This is a genomic window from Streptomyces sp. NPDC006798 (genome assembly GCF_040635975.1).
In the GTDB taxonomy this organism is placed as follows: Bacteria; Actinomycetota; Actinomycetes; order Streptomycetales; family Streptomycetaceae; genus Streptomyces.
Genome location: NZ_JBEYIS010000018.1, coordinates 1 through 19,702, shown reverse-complemented (window position 1 = coordinate 19,702; position 19,702 = coordinate 1). Strand labels below are relative to the sequence as shown.

18 protein-coding genes are annotated in these 19,702 nt (G+C 72.7%); 8 read left to right on the top strand and 10 right to left on the bottom strand.

Features of this window, described 5'->3' with window-relative positions:
• Positions 1-90: 90 nt before the first annotated feature.
• Complete coding sequence (locus ABZ714_RS14700) at positions 91-1,269, bottom strand: questin oxidase family protein (protein ID WP_358825580.1); 1,179 nt, start codon at positions 1,267-1,269, stop codon at positions 91-93.
• 78 nt (positions 1,270-1,347) lie between these two features.
• Positions 1,348-1,941 (bottom strand): N-acetyltransferase family protein, encoded by a 594-nt coding sequence (locus ABZ714_RS14695; protein ID WP_358825579.1) that lies wholly within the window; start codon positions 1,939-1,941, stop codon positions 1,348-1,350.
• A 148-nt stretch (positions 1,942-2,089) separates the two neighbouring features.
• On the opposite strand from ABZ714_RS14695, the gene ABZ714_RS14690 reads away from it, so the two are divergent.
• Positions 2,090-3,091 carry a sigma-70 family RNA polymerase sigma factor gene (locus ABZ714_RS14690; protein ID WP_358825578.1) on the top strand — a complete coding sequence of 334 codons (1,002 nt, stop codon included), beginning with the start codon at positions 2,090-2,092 and terminating at the stop codon, positions 3,089-3,091.
• A 201-nt stretch (positions 3,092-3,292) separates the two neighbouring features.
• On the opposite strand, the gene ABZ714_RS14685 is transcribed toward ABZ714_RS14690, so the two are convergent.
• On the bottom strand, positions 3,293-4,264 hold the full coding sequence (locus tag ABZ714_RS14685; RefSeq protein ID WP_358825577.1) for a YafY family protein: 972 nt from the start codon (positions 4,262-4,264) through the stop codon (positions 3,293-3,295).
• Positions 4,265-4,327: 63 nt separating this feature from the next.
• Here ABZ714_RS14685 and ABZ714_RS14680 point away from each other — a divergent pair, with 63 nt between their 5' ends.
• Complete coding sequence (locus ABZ714_RS14680; protein WP_358825576.1) at positions 4,328-6,034, top strand: MFS transporter; 1,707 nt, start codon at positions 4,328-4,330, stop codon at positions 6,032-6,034.
• A gap of 90 nt (positions 6,035-6,124) precedes the next feature.
• Here the strand turns inward: ABZ714_RS14680 and ABZ714_RS14675 are convergent, their stop codons facing one another.
• Complete coding sequence (locus tag ABZ714_RS14675) at positions 6,125-7,348, bottom strand: DUF6227 family protein (protein WP_358825575.1); 1,224 nt, start codon at positions 7,346-7,348, stop codon at positions 6,125-6,127.
• Positions 7,349-7,544: 196 nt separating this feature from the next.
• Complete coding sequence (locus ABZ714_RS14670; protein ID WP_358825574.1) at positions 7,545-8,618, bottom strand: P1 family peptidase; 1,074 nt, start codon at positions 8,616-8,618, stop codon at positions 7,545-7,547.
• 658 nt (positions 8,619-9,276) lie between these two features.
• Here ABZ714_RS14670 and ABZ714_RS14665 point away from each other — a divergent pair.
• From ABZ714_RS14665 to ABZ714_RS14640, 6 genes are all read left to right on the top strand, one after another.
• Positions 9,277-10,278, top strand: a complete 1,002-nt coding sequence (locus tag ABZ714_RS14665) for an MFS transporter (RefSeq protein WP_358825668.1) — start codon at positions 9,277-9,279, stop codon at positions 10,276-10,278.
• Positions 10,275-12,599 carry a molybdopterin oxidoreductase family protein gene (locus ABZ714_RS14660; protein WP_358825573.1) on the top strand — a complete coding sequence of 775 codons (2,325 nt, stop codon included), beginning with the start codon at positions 10,275-10,277 and terminating at the stop codon, positions 12,597-12,599. Before ABZ714_RS14665 ends, ABZ714_RS14660 begins: the two co-directional genes overlap by 4 nt.
• A gap of 6 nt (positions 12,600-12,605) precedes the next feature.
• Positions 12,606-13,220, top strand: a complete 615-nt coding sequence (locus tag ABZ714_RS14655) for a 4Fe-4S dicluster domain-containing protein (RefSeq protein WP_358825572.1) — start codon at positions 12,606-12,608, stop codon at positions 13,218-13,220.
• A complete protein-coding gene (locus ABZ714_RS14650) occupies positions 13,217-13,954 on the top strand; it encodes a Rieske (2Fe-2S) protein (RefSeq protein ID WP_358825571.1) in 738 nt (245 codons plus the stop codon). Before ABZ714_RS14655 ends, ABZ714_RS14650 begins: the two co-directional genes overlap by 4 nt.
• The gene (locus ABZ714_RS14645; RefSeq protein WP_358825570.1) at positions 13,951-14,460 is read left to right on the top strand and encodes a hypothetical protein; all 510 of its coding nucleotides are present in this window, start codon (positions 13,951-13,953) and stop codon (positions 14,458-14,460) included. Before ABZ714_RS14650 ends, ABZ714_RS14645 begins: the two co-directional genes overlap by 4 nt.
• A 247-nt stretch (positions 14,461-14,707) precedes the next feature.
• A complete protein-coding gene (locus ABZ714_RS14640) occupies positions 14,708-14,911 on the top strand; it encodes a hypothetical protein (RefSeq protein ID WP_358825569.1) in 204 nt (67 codons plus the stop codon).
• Positions 14,912-14,933: 22 nt separating this feature from the next.
• On the opposite strand, the gene mscL is transcribed toward ABZ714_RS14640, so the two are convergent.
• The 5 genes from mscL to ABZ714_RS14615 all read right to left on the bottom strand — a co-directional run bounded on the left by mscL (position 14,934) and on the right by ABZ714_RS14615 (position 19,306).
• Positions 14,934-15,428, bottom strand: coding sequence for a large conductance mechanosensitive channel protein MscL (mscL, locus tag ABZ714_RS14635; RefSeq protein WP_358825568.1), 495 nt, complete (start codon positions 15,426-15,428; stop codon positions 14,934-14,936).
• A 216-nt stretch (positions 15,429-15,644) separates the two neighbouring features.
• Positions 15,645-16,202, bottom strand: a complete 558-nt coding sequence (locus tag ABZ714_RS14630) for an RcpC/CpaB family pilus assembly protein (protein ID WP_358825567.1) — start codon at positions 16,200-16,202, stop codon at positions 15,645-15,647.
• A gap of 419 nt (positions 16,203-16,621) precedes the next feature.
• Positions 16,622-17,461, bottom strand: a complete 840-nt coding sequence (locus tag ABZ714_RS14625; RefSeq protein WP_358825566.1) for an S-methyl-5'-thioadenosine phosphorylase — start codon at positions 17,459-17,461, stop codon at positions 16,622-16,624.
• Between the two features lie 163 nt (positions 17,462-17,624).
• Entirely contained in the window at positions 17,625-17,984 is a 360-nt protein-coding gene (locus ABZ714_RS14620) for an FmdB family zinc ribbon protein (protein ID WP_358825565.1), read from the bottom strand.
• A 68-nt stretch (positions 17,985-18,052) separates the two neighbouring features.
• Positions 18,053-19,306 (bottom strand): MFS transporter, encoded by a 1,254-nt coding sequence (locus tag ABZ714_RS14615; protein WP_358825667.1) that lies wholly within the window; start codon positions 19,304-19,306, stop codon positions 18,053-18,055.
• Between the last annotated feature and the right edge of the window lie 396 nt (positions 19,307-19,702).

The following is a 19,702-nucleotide window of genomic DNA, read 5'->3' as shown; positions in this document are numbered from 1 at the left end:
GGGGGGCAGGGGGCAAGGGGGGCAGCGGGCAGGGAGCGGAAGGGGGCCGGGCGCCCGGTGCCGTTACGCCGCCGTACGGTCGCCCGCCCGTCAGAGGAGCGGTTCGTTGAGGTCGATCGAGCGCCCCGCGGCGATCAGCGCCAGGGGGTCGCCGACGTCCAGCGCCGTATCCGTGAACTTGATGGTGTGGTCGTCGCCGTGCGCGGCGGCCGCCGCGAAGATCTCCTCGGGCGTCCGGGTCCCGGACCGCGTGGAGCCCGGCGCCGACCCGTGTCCCGCGCCCGGCCAGGGCTCCAGACCGGCCGGGGCGTACGCGGCCGTGACGGCGGCGGACGCCGCCCACGCGGCGTCCAGACTGGGCGCCCACAGCTCCCGGGGGAGCGCGGGCAGCGTCCTCAGGACGGCGTTCGGCGCGGTCGCCGCATGGACCAGCATCACCGGCTCGGCATGGCCGTGGGTCGCGTACCGGTGCGTCGCCGCGGCCACCAGACCGCGCAGCCGCGTCTCGGCCTCCTCCGGCGACCCGGGCGCGGCAGGGGTGTTCGGCCAGTCCGGGAGCGCCGTGAGCTGCGCCAGCCGCCGCCGGATCCCCGCCGACTGGTCCGGCACCGGCGTCACCGCGCCCAGCGCCGCCGTGGCGTCCGCCGGGGACCCGGTGAAACGCACCCCGGCGGGCAGCGGATCGTGGCGGGCCGCCCAGTAGCCCAGTCCGTGGGCCAGCTCGGCGACCCGGGGCGCGGTCTCCTCGGTGGTCAGCAGGGTCCGTACGGCATGACCCACCCGGATCGCCGGATGCGTGGCGCCGCCCGCGATCCCGGGCAGCAACAGGGGCCACCACTCGGCCAGCACCTCGCGCCACGGGCGGTCGGCCGTCTCCCGCTCGAAGTAGAGCGCCCAGTCGGTGATCCGGCGCGGATCGCCGAGCGCCTCGCGCCAGTTCCCCGCCGTGATCGGGGTCGCGGGGGCGGGCATGTCCTCCAGCCGCTCGCGGTAGCGGTCCAGCCAGCGGTGGACCGTGTCGGAGCGGCCGTGGCGCACCAGCGCCTCGACGGCCATCGGGGCGTGATTGCTCAGCCAGCCGTCGAACTCGGGGCCCAGGGTGTGGATGCGTTCCAGGGCCTCGTCGAGCCGGCCCGAGGAGTCGGGACCGGGCGGGGCGGACGCGGGCCCGGAGCCGGCCGGGGCGGGACCGGGGCCTGTGTCGGCCGGGGCTGACGCGGTACCGGCCGGGACGGGGACGGGGGCTTCGCCGTGGGATGAGGTGCTCATACCCGGACCCTAGGCGGGGTCCGTCGCGGTGCGTAACGGACCGTGGGCCCAGAGTCGTACCGCCTTCGGTCCTAGGCCTCAGCCCCCGGGTCTCGTCGCGTCCTCGTGTCCCCGCGTTCCGGGAGCGCCGGCCGCCGGGCCGGATTCGCCGAGGTGCTTCTCGTACCAGGTGATGTCCCAGTAGCGGCCGAACTTGCGTCCCACCTCGTGATACGTCCCCAGGGGGCGGAAGCCGAAGCGCGTGTGGAGCCGTACCGACGCGTCATTGGGCTGGGTGATCCCCGCGTAGGCCCGGTGGACGTCCTCGCCCTCCAGCGCTTTGAACAGGGCCTCGTACAGGGCCGTGCCGACGCCCTTGCCGCCCGCGTCGGGCGCGCAGTAGACGCTGACCTCCACCGAGGTCGAGTACGCGGCCTTGGGCCGGAGCGGGCCGCTGGTGACATAGCCGAGCAGGCCCTGATCGGGGCCCCGGGCAACCAGAAGACGGTGGGGGCCGTCTTCAGGGTGGGAACGCAACCACGTCAGACGTTCCCCGGGGGTGAAGGGCCGGGTGTCGAAAGTGATGGGCGTCTCCACGATGTAGTGGTTGTACAGCGCCGTCAGCTCTTCGAGATCGGCCTCCACACCCGGTTTGACCTGCACCTCTGTCGGTTCGCGACTCGACCGGACCATGCGACCTCCTCATGTGGCGGGACAGGGTACTGCAAGATCATAAAAAATGTCGCGCGGCACGGGAATTCTGTCCGGATTGCAATCGTTGATTCCATCGGATGCAGGGCACCCGGAAGGGTGTCGCGACCTACTCAGCAAGGGAGCTCGCATGGCCACCCGTGCCGTCGCCCGTCGCCAGTCCGAGACCAAGGGGACCACCGGCCGGGCAAGCAGCGCTCGCGCCACCGGCGGGGAAATCGCCGACCGCGACCTGGTCGGCATGTACCTCGACGAGATCGCGCGTACACCGCTGCTGGACGCCGCCCGTGAGGTGGAGCTGTCCCAGACGATCGAGGCGGGTGTCTACGCCCGGCAGATCCTCGAAAAAGAGGTCGAGAGCGACGCCGGGGGAGCGACACGCGAGGAGCTGGAGGCCCTGGCCGCCGACGGCGAGCAGGCGAAGGACGTCTTCATCCGCTCCAACCTGCGGCTCGTCGTGGCCGTCGCCCGGCGCTACCCGCGCAGCGGGCTGCCCCTGCTCGACCTGGTCCAGGAGGGGAACGCGGGCCTGGTGCGCGCGGTCGAGAAGTTCGACTACGCCAAGGGCTTCAAGTTCTCCACCTACGCCACCTGGTGGATCCGCCAGGCCATCACCCGCTCCATCGCCGACCAGTCGCGGACCATCCGCCTCCCCGTCCATCTGGTCGAGGAGCTGGGCCGCATCCGCCGGGTGCAGCGGGAGTTCAACCGGGAGAAGGGCCGCGAGCCGGAGGCCGCCGAGATCGCGGAGGAGCTGGGCTCCACCCCCGAGCGGGTCACCGACGTCCTCGACTGGGCCCGTGACCCCGTCAGTCTGAATATGTCCGTCGACGACTCCGGGGAGACCCAGTTCGGCGATCTGCTGGAGGACACCTCCGCGATATCGCCCGAGCAGTCGGTGCTGACGCTGCTGCGCAGTGAGGGTCTCGACGATCTGATCGGCCAGCTCGACCAGCGGACCGCCTCCATCATCCGGATGCGGTACGGGATCGTGGACGGCCGTGAGCGGACCCTGACCGAGGTCGGCAAGGAGCACGGACTGACCCGTGAGCGCATCCGCCAGATCGAGAAGCACGCACTGCTGGAGCTGAAGCGTATGGCGCGGGACACCGGATTCGACGCGGCGGCCTGAGCCGGGCGACGGTTGCCGGCCCGATCCGGTCGCCGGGCGACGGCTCGGCCGCCCGGCGCCCGGCCGGTGGTGGCATGCCGCCACCGGGGCAGGCGCCGGAGCGCCGTGCCGATATCGGGGCCGTAGCGGCTCCCAAAAGCGGACCCCGAGGCCTTCCCCCCGGTCTCGGGGTCCTTCCCCGTCAGGGGGTATCCGTCTCCCTCAGCCGTCGCCGGGGGCGGCCCGGGCCAGCCGGGCGCCCAGATCGCGGACGTACCCCACCAGCTCGGGCGGTCCGTGCACGGTGAACTCGCAGTCGACCAGCGCCAGCCGCAGGGCCAGCCACTCCACGGAGTCCGACGCGCGGTTCCGCAGCCGGCAGCTCTCCTCGCCGGTGGCCACCGGAGCCCCCAGATGCCCCGGCAGCCGGGCCGCCACGAACGCCGCGGGCGCCGCGAAGGACACATCGAACGCGTAGTCCCCCTGCGGCGGACCCGACATCGTCGCCCGCAGCAGCTCCGCCCCGTCACCCGTCGGCAGCTCCCGGGGCGTGAACCTGGCGCCCGTCGCGAACGCCTCCGACACCCGGTCCACCCGGAAGGTGCGCCAGTCCTCCCGGTCGAGGTCGTACGCCACGAGGTACCAGCGCCACCCCGTGGAGACCAGCCGGTACGGCTCCACCAGCCGCCGCGACTCCGTACCGTCCCCGGCGCGATAGCCGAACCGCAGCCGCTCCCGCCCGCTCGCCGCACTCGCTATCGTCGTCAGCGTCCCCGGTGCGACCGTCGCGCCGTCCCCCTTGACCAGCGGGATCGTGGCGTCCTGAAGAGTCGCGACCCGATAGCGCAGCCGCCCGGGCAGCACCTGCTCCAACTTGGCCAGAGCCCGTACGGACGCCTCCTCGACGCCCTCGATGGCATGCCCCGCCCCGGCCCGCAGGCCGACCGCGATCGCCACCGCCTCCTCGTCGTCGAGCATCAGCGGAGGCATCGCGGCCCCGGCCACCAGCCGGTAGCCGCCCACCGCGCCCCGGGTCGCCTCTACGGGATAGCCCAGATCCCGCAGGCGGTCGATATCCCGGCGGATCGTCCGGGTGCTCACGGCGAGCCGGTCGGCCAGTTCGCTGCCCGGCCACTCGCGCGGAGTCTGGAGCAGGGAGAGCAGATTCAACAGGCGTACAGGAGTGTCCGTCATGCCTCCCAGGATGAGGCCGCACTAGGACTTCTTTTGTCCTAATGGACTTCTACTGTCCTGCCCATGACCTCACAGCAAGACCGGATGAGTGGTCCGGAAGCCCCTGACAGCACTTCGGCGAAGGCGACGACGGTGACGGCGGAGGCCGAGGCCGAGGTGATAGTCGACGGGGCCGAGGCCGGTACCGGGGCCGGGGCCGGGGCCGTGGAGGACGACCGGCGCCGCTGGATCGCCCTCGCCGTGATCATGACCGCCGCCTTCATGGACCTGGTCGACGTCACCATCGTCAATATCGCCATCCCCAGCATCGAACGGACCATCGGCGCCTCCTTCGGCGCCGTCCAGTGGATCACCGCCGGATACGCCCTGGCCTTCGCGGCCGGTCTGATCACGGGCGGCAGGCTCGGCGACATCTACGGCCGCAAACGCGTCTTCCTCATCGGTATCGGCGGCTTCACCGTCGCCTCCGCCCTCTGCGGATTCGCCGCCGATCCGGAGATGCTGATCGCGGCCCGGCTGGCCCAGGGCGCCACCGCGGCCCTGATGGTTCCCCAGGTCCTGTCGATCGTCCACACCACCTTCCCGGCCCATGAACGCGGCAAGGTCTTCGGGCTCTTCGGCGCCGTCATCGGACTCGGCGCGGTCTCCGGGCCCCTGATCGGCGCCCTGCTGACCCAGTGGAACCTCTTCGGCCTCGAATGGCGGCCGATCTTCCTGATCAATCTGCCCGTCGGGATCGCCGGTCTGATCCTGGGCCGGATCTATCTCACCGAGTCCCGCGCCCCCAAGGCGCTCCGGCTCGACTCCGTCGGCGTCGTCCTCGTCACCGCCGCCATGCTGATGCTGGTCTATCCGCTGACCCGGGGTCATGAACTCGACTGGCCCGCCTGGGGCTTCGTCGTCATGGCGGGCAGTGTTCCGATGTTCGGCGCCCTGGTGGCGTACGAGCGGTACAAGGCCCGCAAGGACGGCTCCCCGCTGATCGAACTCTCCCTCTTCCGGATCAAGTCCTTCGCCGCCGGGATCTCCGTCCAGCTCGTCTTCGGCCTCGCCCTCGGGGTCTTCTTCCTGGTCTGGACGATCTATATGCAGAACGGGCTGGGCTGGAGCCCGCTGCGGGCCGGACTGACCGGCGTACCGTTCTCGATCGCGGTCTCCGTCGCCGCCGGGCTCTCGGTCCAGAAGCTCGTCCCGAGGTTCGGCCGCAAGGTCCTCCAGACCGGAGCCCTGCTGATGATCGCCGGAATCCTGATCTACATCTGGGAGGCCGACCGCTACGGCACCGCGATCACCGCCTGGCAGATGACGGCGCCGCTGGCCGTGATGGGGCTGGGTATGGGGCTGATCGTCGCCCCGCTGACGGACGCCATCCTCTCCGACGTACCGCGTGAGCACGCCGGCTCCGCGTCCGGGCTGATCAGCACCGTGCAGCAGATGGGTACGGCGCTCGGCCTCGGACTGGTCGCCGTCGTCTTCTTCGGCTCCGTCGACGAACGGCGGATCACCCCGGCGACCGCCGGAACAGCCTTCTCCGACGCCTTCCAGGGTTCCCTGTGGTGGATCGTCGCCGTACTCGCCGTGATCTTCCTGCTGATGTTCGCCCTGCCCGCCCGCCCCGCCCAGCACCTCGAAGGCGGTACGCCCGAGCCGGGTGATCCGGCCGGAGGAACGACCCCGGAGGACGGGACCCGGGCGGGGGAGGCGGCGGCCGGCAATCAGGCGGAGGAAGCGGCGGACGGCAGCGTCAAGGAAGCGGCCCTGGCGCGCTGACCTCCCCTCAACTGCGGTCCGTCCCGCCGGTACCCCTGATCCCGCCGGTACCGCTGAATGCGGCCCGCCCCGGCGCCCCGGTCCGAAGGCTCAGAGCCCGGCCCGGGGCGCCGAACGTCCTCTGCCCCGCGACTCCATCGCCTCCCGCGCGCCGCTCTCCGTCGCGTACACCTCACACATATGTCGTCCGTCGGGAGTCGCGGTGTGCTCCACTTCCCACAGGGACACCTCGGCACCGTCGAGCAGCAGAAACGCGTGCTCGTAGAGGGTGAACCCGGCGTCCCGGGCACCGACTCGGCACTGGCGGCCGAAGACCTGGGTGATGTGGTGCGCGAAGGCGCCGCGCAGCAACTCGGCCGTCTTCGGGCCGGGCCGGTCGGTGTTCTCCGCCCGGCGCAGCACCCGGCGGGCATGGTCGGCGGAGTTGTCCGGGACGTACATCCGGGGGAGCGGGGCGGGCGGCGCGGACAGCAGCCCGGCGAGGAGGTCGATGTCCGAGCCGAAATCGGTGGCCGATCCGGCGCCGAACCCCTGAAACCCCTCGTACCCGTCGAAGCCCTCGGACCTCCGGCCCCCGTCGAGTCCACCGAAGCCACCGGAGCCGCCGAAGCCCTCGGGTCCTCCGAATCCCGCAGACCCCTGCGGGCCGTGGGAGCCGCCGAGACCCGCCGGGCCGAGCGCGCCCCGATCCGCGGGGTCGGAGCCCTCGGAAACCCCGGAATCCTCGTACGTGTCCTCGGCGTCTCGTCCCGTACCGCCGGTACGGCCACCTTCGGTACGGGCACCGCGGGTACGGGCACCGCCGTCACCGGGTTCGTCGTCCCAGGACGGGTCCGGGAGCAGGCCGTCCGGTCCGCCGCCGGAGCGCCGGGAGCCTTCGATGCCCGGGGCATCGTCGGCCGAACGCCCGCCGCGACGGTCGTCGGAACCCGGACCGGACCCCGCGCCCGGCCCGGTGTCGGCGAAGCCGGGGAACCCCGCGGGCAGCCGGGACGCCGCCAGCCTGACCTCGGACTCGTCCGCGTACACCTCGTGCTGCTCGGCACCGCCGGGACCCGAGTTGTGCACCAGCTCCCAGAGCACCACGGACGAGCCGTCAGCCAGCAGATACGCATGGCGGTACGTGGCGCGGTCGAGCCGCGCGCTGTGGTGCGAGGAGTGGAGCGAACTCGCGTGAGCCAGCGCCGAGCCCAATCTGTCGACCGTGGTGTCGGGCAGATCGAAGGAGTTGAGCGCCCGACCCAGGAGTCGCTCCAGATGCGTCTCGGTTGTCTCGTACGGATCGTTCAAAGTGGGTCTCCTGGCCGTCGCCACAAGTAACACGTTGATTGCTAAAAGTAGCCCCTGGTTCCGACGTCGGGTCCGGCGTTACCGAAAACGTAGGAACTCTTTGTAGAGTTCCCGCCGTCTGTCAACAGGGCATATCTGTCATGTCAGTTGATGTCCCCCCGGTCGGGGGGCGGTGGACGCCGGCGGTGTCCCCGGCGGACACCGGGAACACCCTTCCAGCTCAGTGATACAGCTCCCGGTACGACGGGAAAACCCCGCCCGCGCCCGCGACCGGCTCCGCAGCCAGCACGGCGTTCACAATGGCCCGCGACACCACATCCGCCCCGGCCGCCAGGACGGCGTTGAGCGCCAGCGGATCCGACGGGGGCAGCGGTACCGTCCCCGTGGCGAGCGCGAAGACCGTATCGCCGTCATGGAGCAGATGCACCGGCCGTACGGCGCGCGCGATCCCGTCATGCGCCGTACCCGCCAGCTTCTGCGCCTGGGCCCGGACCAGATCCGCGTCCGTCGCCACCACCGCGAGCGTCGTGTTCAACGGCGGCGGACCGCTCGCGGCCCGTGCCTCCGCGAGTCTGCGCAGCGCCGCCGCATGTACCGCGGGATCGGGAAACCGGATCCAGTCCGAGCCCGAGCCGGTATCGGTGCCGGTGCCGTGCACGTACTGCCCGTACAACACGCCCGTCCGTGGATCGACCACCTCACCCGCCGCGTTCGCGACCACCAGCGCCGCCACCGTCACATCAGCACCATCCGCCCCGGCACCCGGCAGAACCGTACTCGCCGTCCCCACACCCCCCTTGAGCGCACCCGTCACCGCCCCCACACCCGCCCCCACATTCCCCACCGCCACCGGCCCGCCGGCAACCGAAGCCGCCGCGTCCTCCACCGCCGCCCGGCCCGTCGCCGCGTCCGGCCGCGCCCCCCACTCCCCACCACGCCCCAGATCGAACACACACGCCGCCGGAACCACCGGCACCACCCGCCCCGGCAGCACCGGAACTCCCCGCCCCTGCTCCTCCAGCCACGCCATCACCCCACCCGCGGCGTCGAGCCCGAACGCGCTCCCGCCCGTCAGCACCACCGCGTCCACCCGCTGCACCAGATTCCGCGGATCGAGCGCGTCCGTCTCCCGCGTACCCGGACCGCCCCCGCGCACATCCACTGCCGCCACCGCACCCCCCTCGGGCGCCAGCACCACCGTCGTCCCGCTCAACGCCCCCGCACCCGGCAGCCGCGCATGCCCCACCCGCAGCCCCGCCACATCCGTCAGCGCGTCGTTCCGGCCCGCCGTCACCACCCCGTCACCAGCCCGTACGCGCCCGGCGGGACCGCACCCGCCCCCCACTCCCCGTACCGGTCGCCCTCGCACCGTTCCATCGCGTCACTCATGCGTCCTGGGTACCACGGGTACCGCCGTGCACCGACTGCCACGCCCTGGCGGAACTCCCGCTCCGCCAAGACCACACCCCGAAGAAGACGAAGGCGCAACCGAGCCGATCGGACTCTGCTCCGGCTCGCCCTCGGCGAGGGTGTGGACCAACCGGGCCCCGGCCCGGGCGACAGCGAAGCAGAGGCCGAAGAAGAGCTCCAGGAGGGTCCCCGTACCGGCGCCACGGGCCGACTGGGCTAAGCCATCACCCCACCGCCTGACGAGCCCACCGCACAAAAGGCGCATTCCGCCCACCCTGCCTACGGTGGGCCGCGTGACCGCCCCGCCCCCACCGCCCGACGAACCCGACCTCCCGGGGGGCCCTCCCCCCTCCCCCTCCCCGCCCACCCCCGCCTCCCCGTCCCCTCCCGGGGACCGGCCACCGGGCGCGAGGCCACCGGCGGTCCCGTCTCCGCCGCCTGTGGAAGCACCGGCGGACGGCCCGCCATCGGCCCCCGGAGCCGGAGCCGCGGACGTCCCCGGTCAGAGGCCCGGCGGTACCGGGCATGTCGTCGGGCGGGCCGTGGCCGCCGGGGCCGTCGTCTCCGGGCTGCTCGTACTGGCGATCGTGCTGGGCAGCCGGATGCTGCGCGACTTCGACTCGGCCCTCCTGCCCTACGCCGTCGCCACCGTCTTCCTCGCCTTCGGCGTGGCCTACCGCTACACCGTCTGGATCTCCTCCCCGGGTGCCCGCCGACTCTTCCGCCAGGGTCGGCGGAGCTTCTTCTCGGCCGCCAACTTCCGCCGGGCGCCGACCGCCCTGCCCCGGATGATCGCCACCTATCTCGGTTTCCAGAAGTTCCTCGGCGCCCGTTCCCGGTCCCGCTGGATCGCCCACCAGCTGATCTTCTGGGGCTGCGTCCTGGCCGCTCTGATCACCTTCCCGCTCACCTGGGGCTGGTTCACCTTCACCTCCGCCACCGGTTCCGGACCCGGCTACGAGATGCGGATCTGGGGCTTCAAGGTCCTCGGCTTCGATGCCCTGAACGCCATCGGCTGGATCATGTTCCACGGCCTCGACCTGGCCGCGGTCCTGGTCATCGGGGGCGCCTCCTATTTCCTGTGGCGCAGATCCCGCGAGCGGGGCGCCGTCGCGGGCCAGCGGTTCGGCTACGACCTCGTACCGCTGATCGCCCTTCTGGTGATCGCCGTGACGGGTCTCCTCCTCACCTTCTCGTCGCTCTTCCTCGACGGCGGCGGATACGAGTTCCTGGCCGTGCTGCATATGGCCGTGGTGGTGCTGACGCTGGTGTACATCCCGTTCGGGAAGTTCTTCCATATCGTGCAGCGGCCCGCCGCCGTGGGAATGCAGCTGGTCAAGTACACGGCCCGGCAGGACGCCGATGTCCTGGCCTGCCGCCGCTGCGGGGAGCCCGTCGACACCGCGCCCACCCTGGAGACCGTCCGGGGCAGCCTGCGGGACCTGGAACTCGACTTCGGGGAGTGGCCCGAGTACTGCCCCCGCTGCAAACGGGTCCTGCGGGGCAGCGCGTATCTCACCGACGTCAAGAAGGGTTTCCAGTGACGGCCGCCCCGCATCCGCCCGCACCCGGCGGCATCCCGCTCGACCCGTCCGTCGCCCCGCCCGGCACCACCGCCTTCCGCAGCGCCGGAGGCGTATCCGCCGGGAACTGGCGGATCGGCCGGGCGGGCGAGACCCTCGTCCCCACCCACTGCTGCTTCTGCGGGGTGCAGTGCGGCATGTATCTGCGGGTCGACCGCACGGGCCGGGTCTTCGGCGTCGAACCCCGCAACCACGACATCAACCGGATGCGGCTCTGCCCCAAAGGCATCAACGCCTACCAGCAGGTCAACCACCCCGACCGGCTCACCGCCCCACTGGTCCGCGCCTCCCGCGACGAACCCTTCCGGGAAGTCTCCTGGGACGAGGCCCTGTCGGTCACCGCGGCCGGGATCCGCCGGGTCCAGAGCCGGTACGGCGCCGACGCCTTCGGCATGCTCGGCGGGGCGAGCCTCTTCACCGAGAAGACCTATCTGGTCGGCAAGTTCGCCCGCGTCGCGCTGAAGACCCGGCACGTCGACTACAACGGCAGACTGTGCATGGTGTCCGCCGCGGGCGCCAACAAGCTCGCCTTCGGCATCGACCGGGCGGGCAACCCGTTCTCCGACATCCTCCGGACCGACTGCCTGCTGATCGCCGGATCCAACGTCGGCGAGTGCTTCCCCGTGCTCACCCAGTACGTCTGGGGGGCCCGGGACCGGGGTGCCCGGCTGATCGTGGTGGACCCCCGGGAGACGCCGGTCGCCCGGACCGCCGATATCCATGTCGCCCTGCGGCCCGGCACCGACGCGGCCTTCTTCAACGCCGTCCTCCACGTCGTCGTCGCCGAGGGCCTGACCGACGAGGACTTCCTCGCCGCCCGCACCAGCGGCTGGGACGAGGTCCGGCAGACGGTGGCCGCCCATCCGCCCGAGCGCGCGGCGGAGATCTGCGGCGTACCGGCCGCCCAGATCGTCGAGGTGGCCCGGGCCTTCGGCACCGCGGACCGGGCCATGGCCTGGCACGCCCGGGGCATCGAACACCACACCCAGGGCGTCGACAACTGTCTCGCCGTCATCAACCTCTGCGCCGCCACCGGCAATATCGGCAGACCCGGCGCCGGATACGGCACCCTCACCGGCCAGGGCAACGGCCAGGGCGGCCGGGAACACGGCCAGAAGTCCGATCTGCTGCCCGGCGGCCGCTCCATCAACGACCCGGAACACCGGCGGCAGATCTGTGAGATCTGGGGCATCGACGAGGCCGAACTGCCGCCCGCGGGCACCTCCATGATGGAAATGGTCCACCAGATGCGGCGCGGGGAGATCCGCGGCCTGCTCGGCGTCTGCAACAACCCCTTCGTGTCCCTGCCGGACCTGCGGACCGTCACCGCCGGATACGACACCCTCGACTTCCACGTCCAGTGCGACTTCTTCCTCTCCGAGACCGCCGCCAACGCCCATGTCGTCCTCCCCGTCACCACCTGGGCCGAGGACGAGGGAGTGATGGCCAACGCGGAGGCCAGGGTCGTCAAGCACAACAAGGCGCAGGAACCCCCACCGGGCGTACGGACCGACACCTGGGTGCTCTGCCGGCTCGCGGAACTCCTCGGCGCGGGCGACAAGTTCTCCTACACCGGGTCCCGCGACGTCTTCGAGGAGCTCCGGATCGCCTCCGCCGGGACCGTCAACGACTACTACGGCATCACCTACGAACGCCTGGAGGAGACCGGCGGCATCGCCTGGCCCTGCCCGGCCACGGACCACCCCGGCACGCCCCGGCTCTTCGAGGACGGCCGGAGCTACCACCCCGACGGGCTGATCCACCTCCAGACCGTCGAATGGCGCCCGCCCGCCGACCCGTACAGCGACGACTACCCCCTCTCCCTCACCACCGGCCGGACCGTCGCGCACTTCCTCTCCGGCAACCAGACCCGCAGGCTCGGCGCCCTGGTCGAACAGACCCCCCGGCCCTGGGCCGAGATCCACCCCGCCCACGGCTTCCGCAACGGCGATCCGGTACGCGTCGTCACCCGCCGCGGCAGTACGGTCCTGCCCGCACTCGTCACCGAGGCCATCCGCCCCGACACCGTCTTCGTGCCCTACCACTGGCCGATCCCCACGGCCGCCAACACCCTCACCATCGACGCCCTCGACCCCCGCTCCAAAATCCCGGAGTACAAGGTCTGCGCCTGCCGGATCGAACGGGCCGAGCACGTCGAACCGGTACCCGCGCCGCCCACCGCACCCGGCCACGAGCCCTACCCCCGCGAGGCCGGGGCCGCCCGCACCGATCCCCTGCCGCCCACCGCCCCGCAGGGCCGGGGCACCGCGGAGAGGAACTGACCCGCCATGATGGGCAGAACGATCTTCATCGATCCCGGGCGCTGCATCGGCTGCCAGGCCTGTGTCTCCGCCTGCCGGGAATGCGACTCGCACCGCGGCCGGTCCATGATCCATCTCGACTACCCCGACGAGGGCCATTCCGTCGCCTCCCTTCCCACGGTCTGTATGCACTGCGAAGACCCCGTCGCGCCCTGCGCCGAGGTCTGCCCGGCCGACGCGATCCTCGTCACCGCCGACGGGGTGGTGCAGCAGGCCGACACCTCCCGCTGCATCGGCTGCGCCCACTGCGTCAACGCCTGCCCCTTCGGCGTACCGAAGATCGATCTGGCCGCCAAACTCCAGATGAAGTGCGACCTCTGCTACGACCGCACCTCGTCCGGTCTCGCCCCCATGTGCGCCACGGTCTGCCCCACCGGTGCCCTCTTCTACGGCACCCTCGACGAACTGCGGGCCGAACGCCCCGGGGTGCGGGTCGCCGACTCGTTCACCTTCGGCGCGACGACGGTACGGACCGGGGTCGCGATGGCCGTCCCCGCCGACCGGGCCCGGTGGCCCCTCCCCGGCGGGCTGCCGGTGGTGGAGGTCAACGGGGTCGACACCCGGAAGGCGGGGCCCCGATGAGCCTGACCGCGCCCCCGCCCTCCGGACCCGGCGCCGGGGGAGACCCGCCCGCCCGCGGCGGCCCGCCCGGCGACGGCGAGCGTCCCGGCCCCGGCTCCCGAGGCCCCGGCCCCGGCGATCCCGGGTCCCACGGCCCGGGCGGTGCCCGGGAGGCGCTGCGCGACCGGATCGCGGCCGACGCGCTCACCACCCGGCGCGACTATCTGCGGATCGTCACCACCGTCTCCGGCGGTCTCGCCCTCGGCGGGATCGGGGTCGCCGCGGGCATCCTGCACCGGCACAACGACGTCGAGGGAACTCCAGACCCCCGGAAGATCGCCGACAGCCTGGCCCCCGGCGAGGCCCTGGCCTTCACCTACCCCGGGAAGGGCGACCGGGCCGTCGCCGTCCGGCTCGCCGACGGCACCCTCGTGGGCTACTCCGCCGTCTGCACCCATCTCGCCTGCGCCGTGCTCTACCGGGCCGACCGGGGCCAGGAGGGCGAACTGCTCTGCCCCTGCCACGAGGGCGTCTTCGACGTCCGCACGGGCGAGGTCACCGCCGGTCCGCCGCCCCGGCCGCTGCCCCGGGTGATCGTCACCGAGGACCTCGACGGCAGTATCTGGGCCCTGGCGACCACCCGCTCCGGGGAGAGCGACAAGGACGCCTGGTGCCGCCAGTTCGCCGAGGTCTCCCCCGACCAGGCCGTGGAACTCGGCTGCCCCGGCGCCGAACTGCCGAAGGACGACGTATGACGCCCCCCGACCGGCCCCCCGACCAGCCGCCCGGACCGTCCCCCGAGCGGCCGTACGGCTCCGGGCCCGGCACCGGCCCCGGCGAATCGGGGTCCGGCCCGGGGGAGCCGGGCCGGACCGCCGGGGACGGGTCCGGCCCGGGATCCGGTGCCGCGGGACCGTCGGACGGCTATCACCCCGGGAGCGCCGAGCCCCGGCTCAACCGGGCCGTCCGCGAGCGGTATCCCCAGATCCGGCCCACCAGCGGCTGGACCGATCCCCGGATCCGGCACACCGGCCCCGGCCCCGGCGCCGGTGGGGAGCAGGATCCGGCCGGCTCGGCCGGGCTGACCGCCCGGCTCGTACTCGTCCTGGGCGCCGTCGCCGGTCAGCTGTGGGGCCTCACCGTGGTCGTCGACGCCTGGATGTCGGGCCGTACCGAGACCGCGTGGTGGGGTGCGGGATTCCTGTGTCTGTCGTTCGTCGTGGTCCTCGGACTGTGGGCCCTCGGCCCGAAGGACCGCTGAGCGTCCACGGCACGCGGCGCGTCCAAGGGGTCCGGGGTGTTCCGGCGACCGGGGGAGCGCCGGGACCGCCCGTCTCATCACGCCCTTCGGCGCGCCCGGCGCCCGGGTGCCGGGGCCGGGGAGAGCCGCCTCCATCAGCGGGGAAGCCGCCGGGGCGGCGGGCCGTGTCCGGGTAGTGGGGCCCGCCGGATCCGTACGGGCCGGGAATCCCGCCGGGGCGCCGCGCCGCGCGCCGTACCCTGGAGACATGAGCACCGCCCCCGCCCCCGGACCGCGCGACGCGAAGAACACCCGGCGGCAGAACCCGAAGCCGGTCCTGGACTTCGACGATCCGCTGGACCAGCAGTCCGCGGACGATACGGACCGAGGGTGGGGCGAGCGGCCCGCGGCCGCCGCCTCGGCCGACGATCTCGCCCGCTTCCTCGACGAGAAGCCGCCCCACCACCTGTGACCCGCGGCCCGGGCCGCCCGGGTCAGCCCAGCGGCCGTCCCGGCGAGGCGCCGGTGCCGGTGCCGTCGCCCCGCGACTGCGCCACCAGCGCGTCGCGGATCTCCTTGAGGACCTCCAGCTCCGTCAGCTCGACGACCTCCTTCGTGCCTTCCTTCGCCGCGTCCCTGGCCGCCTTGCGGGCCAGGTACTTGGCCATCGGCAGCACCAGCAGGAAGTAGACGACCGCCGCCGTGATCAGGAAGGTGAGGGTCGCGCCGAGCACCGAACCCCACATGATCTTGATGCCCTGCACCTCCCCGTTCACCACCTTGCAGGTGCCCTTGAGGCAGGAGCTGTAGGAGTCGAGGTCCTTGGTGCCGAAGGCGCCGACCAGGGGGTTGATGATGCCCTTGACGAAGGAGTTCACCACACTGGTGAACGCCGCGCCGATGACGACCGCTACCGCCAGGTCGATCACATTGCCGCGCATCAGGAAGGCCTTGAAGCCCTCCAGGACGCTGACTTTCTTCTCGGTCACCACTGAGCCTTTCGTTGCGGAGGAGGAATACGGAGCCAGTCGCTCCGCAACCTACGGCACGCAGTGGTCGGGCTGTCCAATTCCGGGTGGCCGGGAGGTGCAACGGCGGTACGCCTGTACGAGTGACGGAAACGCGCCGCCCGGTGGACGACCGCGCGGGCGCCCGGAGCGCGGACTCCCGGGCGCGCTTGCCGCCCCCGGCCCGTACCGCCCGGGTCAGCACACCGTCACCGCCAGCCGGGAGGTCGCCGCGGCACCGGCCAGGGCCGTGGCCGTCGACCGGGGCACCGAGAGCACCACCAGCGCCCCGCCCTCCGGCCCGTCTCCGAACGTCTCCTGAATCCGGGGAACCGCGGCCACCCGGACCCCCGACGCCACCACCCGCGCCTGCCCGGCCCCGCCGGAGGCCGCCGCGCCCTCCGGCCCGGGCCCGTCGCCGAAGCCGCCCGGCCCGCCCGGTACGGACGGTGTGGCGATCACATCGACCCGGTCCCCCGGGCGCAGCAGCCCGACGGTCGCCGCGTCCGCGATCCGTACCGGCGCGGTGACCAGCCGGGGAGGTGGAGCGGCCGCCGCCGGCGGACGGGGAGCGCCCCGGGCGCCGCTGTCCGGCGCGGAGGAGCCGCCCGTCCCCAGCGCGTCGCGTGCCCCGGTGGCGGCCATGGTCGCGGCCACCACCGCGAGCCCGGCCGCGACCGCTCCGCGCCGCCCGCGCAGCGCCCGCCGCAGCCGGTGAGTTCCGCCCCGGACCCGGACCGGCGGGAAGTCCGGCACGCTCCGCCGCCCGGGAACGGACGGCCCCGGCGGGCAGAAGGGCGATGAAGCGGAAGAAAGGGCAGAGGAAGCGGCGGAGGTGGACGCAGAGGCGGACGGAGAGGAGAGAAAGGAAGGGAATGGCGAAGGGAAAGGAGGAAGGTCGGACATGGTCGTACACCGCCTGTCGGTCGGGCTGATCCCGGCCGTGGTCGACCGGGTGCCCTCACCGTCCCCGCTCCCCGGCGATCCCGCCGACGGCTGTGGACGGAGCGACCGGCTGTGGAAAACGCTGTCACCCACAGGTGTCACTCCGCCCCCGGCAACCCCTCCCGCCCTGCCCCGGACCGGCCCCGGACCGAACTCAGACGCGGACCCGGAATTCTTCCGAGCCTCGGAACGCGCAGGAGAACAGCCGCGGTACCGGGGAGTCCGAAACCTCAGGGCAGGTCGATCCCCAGATCCCAGCCCTCGTGCGCGTCCACGCAGAGACAGTCCCGTTCCGCGAGCGCCGGAAGCCCGGCGACGGCGTCGAACAGCACCTCCCGCAGCCGCCCCACGTTCTCGCCGAAGACCCGCATCACCTCGGTGTGGGAGACGCCCTCACCGGTCTCGGCGCCCGCGTCCAGGTCGGTGACGAGCGCCAGCGCCGTGTAGCAGAGCGCCAGTTCACGGGCGAGTACCGCCTCCGGGTGCCCGGTCATCCCCACGACCGCCCACCCCTCGGCGGCGAACCACCGCGACTCCGCCCGGGTGGAGAACCTCGGCCCCTCCACGACCACCAGCGTGCCGCCGTCCACCGGCTCCCACTCGCGCCCGCGTGCCGCCTTGATCGCCACCGCGCGCCCGGCCGGGCAGTACGGGTCCGCGAAGGTGGTGTGGACGACGTTCGGAACCGCCCCGTCCGCCCGGGGCACGCCGTCGAAGTACGTCTCCGCGCGCGACTTCGTCCGGTCCACCAGCTGATCCGGGACGACCAGGGTCCCCGGGCCGTACTCCGTACGCAGCCCGCCCACCGCGCACGGCGACAGAACCTGCCGTACGCCGACGGAGCGCAGCGCCCACAGATTGGCGCGGTAGTTGATGCGGTTCGGCGGGACGCGGTGGTCCCGGCCGTGCCGGGGGAGGAAGGCGACTCTCCGGCCGCCGATCTCGCCGAGGAAGAGGGAGTCGCTGGGGCTGCCGTAGGGCGTGTCCACGGCGACCTCGGTGACGTCCTCCAGGAAGGAGTAGAGCCCCGAGCCGCCGATGACGCCGATCTCTGCGTTCACGTTCACCATACCGATCACACTATCGACGCGGCGTACGCCGGGAACCCCGCCCTCACCCCGTACTCCGGCCCCCGGGACCCCTCAACGGCCCCGGGCCGCAGGGGCCTTGGGGCGCGGGTACGGCGAAGACCCCGCCGTGTCCCACGGACGGGGTCTTCGGTTCGGCGCGAACTCAGGCGGCCGACGTGCTCGTCGAGGAAGCCGACGAGGACGACGACGCGGCCGAGGAGGCCGACGACGGGCTGGAAGAGGAGGAAGAGGCGGCCTTGTCCGAGCCGGAGCCGGAGCCGGAGCCGGAACCCGATCCGGAGCCCGCGCCCTTCGACGAGGCGGCGGGGGAGGAACTGGACGACGCGCCCCGGCTGTCGTTCCGGTAGAAACCGGAACCCTTGAAGACGATGCCGACCGCGGAGAACACCTTCTTCAGGCGTCCGTCGCACTGCGGGCACACGGTCAGGGCGTCGTCGGTGAACTTCTGCACCGCCTCGAGGCCCTCGCCGCATTCGGTGCACTGGTACTGGTAGGTCGGCACTTGTCTTCCTCCTGGCACTCTCACTCAATGAGTGCTAACGACGGTCTATAGTGACCTATTCCGTGGCGTCAGTCCACCGGCACCGGCGACCGGTGATCCTTCCCACTCGTCCCGCGGGCCGCGATCAGGCCCCCCGGATGCCCGCCGCCCGCCGGGGCCAGCCGACCGCGCAGGGTGAGCAAAGTGGCCAGGGCCAGCACCGTTCCGCCCAGCGGGACCAGGAATCCGGCGCTCGCCCCCTGGGTGTCGGCGAGCCGGCCCGCGACCGTCACCGCCGCGGCCTGGCCGAGCGCCACGGCCCCGGTGAGCCAGGTGAACGCCTCGGTCCTGGCCGAGGCCGGAACCAGACCGTCCACCAAGGTGTAGCCGCTGATCAGGGCCGGTGCGATAAACAGGCCGACCAGCAGTCCCAGGGCGCCGAGCAGAATCACCGAGTGAAGCGACCACAGCAGGGAGACGCTGAGCGCCAGACCCAGGTAGCCCAGAATCATCCGCCGCAGCGGGCCGTTCTTCGCGGCGACGACCCCGCAGGCGACGCCCGCGAGCATATTGCCCGCGGCGAAGATCCCGTACAGGACGCCGTTGACGCCGGGGTTGCCGATCTCCTCGGTGAAGGCGGTCAGGGAGACCTGCATCCCGCCGAAGACGGAGCCGATCCCGAGGAAGGCCACGATCAGTACGCGCACTCCGGGGACGGAGAGCGCGGAGGTACGGGCTCCGCCGGGCGTCCCGGCCGCGCCCCGGCCCGTGACCGGCGGCTGCGTACGGTGCTGGGCGGCGAAGAGCAGCCCGCCGACCAGGGTCAGCGCCGCCTCGGCGACCAGACCGGCGGCCGGATGGACCTGGGTACAGAGGGCCGTCGCCAGAACCGGGCCGACGACGAACGTGAACTCGTCCGTCACCGACTCGAACGCCGCGGCGGTCGGCATCAGCGGCGAACCGTCGAGCCGGGCCGCCCAGCGGGCCCGCACCATGGGCCCGATCTGCGGTACGGAGGCGCCCGTCGGGACGGCGGCCGCGAGCAGCGCCCACATCGGGGCGTCGGCCAGGGCCAGGGCGATCAGCGCCGAGACGGACGCGGTGTGGACGACCGCCCCGGGCAGCAGGACGGCCCGCTGCCCGAAGCGGTCGGCCAGCCGGCCGCTCTGCGGCGCGCACAGCGCCATGGAGACCCCGGCCGTGGCGGCGACCGCGCCGGCGCTGCCGTAGGAGCCGGTGGTGTCCTGGAGGAGCAGGATGATGCCGATGGTCAGCATCGCGAAGGGCTGCCGGGCGACGAACCCGGGGAGCAGAAACGTCCACGCACCGGGGGTGCGCAGCAACTGTCCGTAGCCCGGGCGTACAGCGGGAGCCGGGTCCGTACCTTCGGTACGTACGGTGCCGGGGCGGCCGTCGCCGGTGTCGGTGACCGCGGAGTCCACGGTCCGTGCCTTTCTGCCGCCTGGTAGCCGCCCCTGGCCAGGTGGGGCGACCGAGAGCTGTCCACGCGCGCGGGACTGCGGTAGATACCGGGGCCCGGTCCGCAGCGGGACGTTACGAGGCTCCTGGCCGCCATACGGTCGCGCCAGCTCTGCGTCAGGCAGAGGTGGTCGATCAGAGGGTCAAGACGTGTCCTCATGGTAGATGGCCCCCGGCGGCCGACAGATCGACCAGCAGCGGGTCGCGGCGCTGGTCGAAGGGCCGGTCCACGATGCCGACCGGGGCCGTGAGCCGTCCGC

Excerpts from the sequence above, each read along its gene's own strand:
- ABZ714_RS14700 (WP_358825580.1), bottom strand. The coding sequence starts at position 1,269 with ATGAGCACCTCATCCCACGGCGAAGCCCCCGTCCCCGTCCCGGCCGGT.
- ABZ714_RS14695 (WP_358825579.1), bottom strand. The coding sequence starts at position 1,941 with ATGGTCCGGTCGAGTCGCGAACCGACAGAGGTGCAGGTCAAACCGGGT.
- ABZ714_RS14690 (WP_358825578.1), top strand. The coding sequence starts at position 2,090 with ATGGCCACCCGTGCCGTCGCCCGTCGCCAGTCCGAGACCAAGGGGACC.
- ABZ714_RS14685 (WP_358825577.1), bottom strand. The coding sequence starts at position 4,264 with ATGACGGACACTCCTGTACGCCTGTTGAATCTGCTCTCCCTGCTCCAG.
- ABZ714_RS14680 (WP_358825576.1), top strand. The coding sequence starts at position 4,328 with ATGACCTCACAGCAAGACCGGATGAGTGGTCCGGAAGCCCCTGACAGC.
- ABZ714_RS14655 (WP_358825572.1), top strand. The coding sequence starts at position 12,606 with ATGATGGGCAGAACGATCTTCATCGATCCCGGGCGCTGCATCGGCTGC.
- ABZ714_RS14650 (WP_358825571.1), top strand. The coding sequence starts at position 13,217 with ATGAGCCTGACCGCGCCCCCGCCCTCCGGACCCGGCGCCGGGGGAGAC.
- ABZ714_RS14645 (WP_358825570.1), top strand. The coding sequence starts at position 13,951 with ATGACGCCCCCCGACCGGCCCCCCGACCAGCCGCCCGGACCGTCCCCC.
- ABZ714_RS14640 (WP_358825569.1), top strand. The coding sequence starts at position 14,708 with ATGAGCACCGCCCCCGCCCCCGGACCGCGCGACGCGAAGAACACCCGG.
- ABZ714_RS14625 (WP_358825566.1), bottom strand. The coding sequence starts at position 17,461 with ATGGTGAACGTGAACGCAGAGATCGGCGTCATCGGCGGCTCGGGGCTC.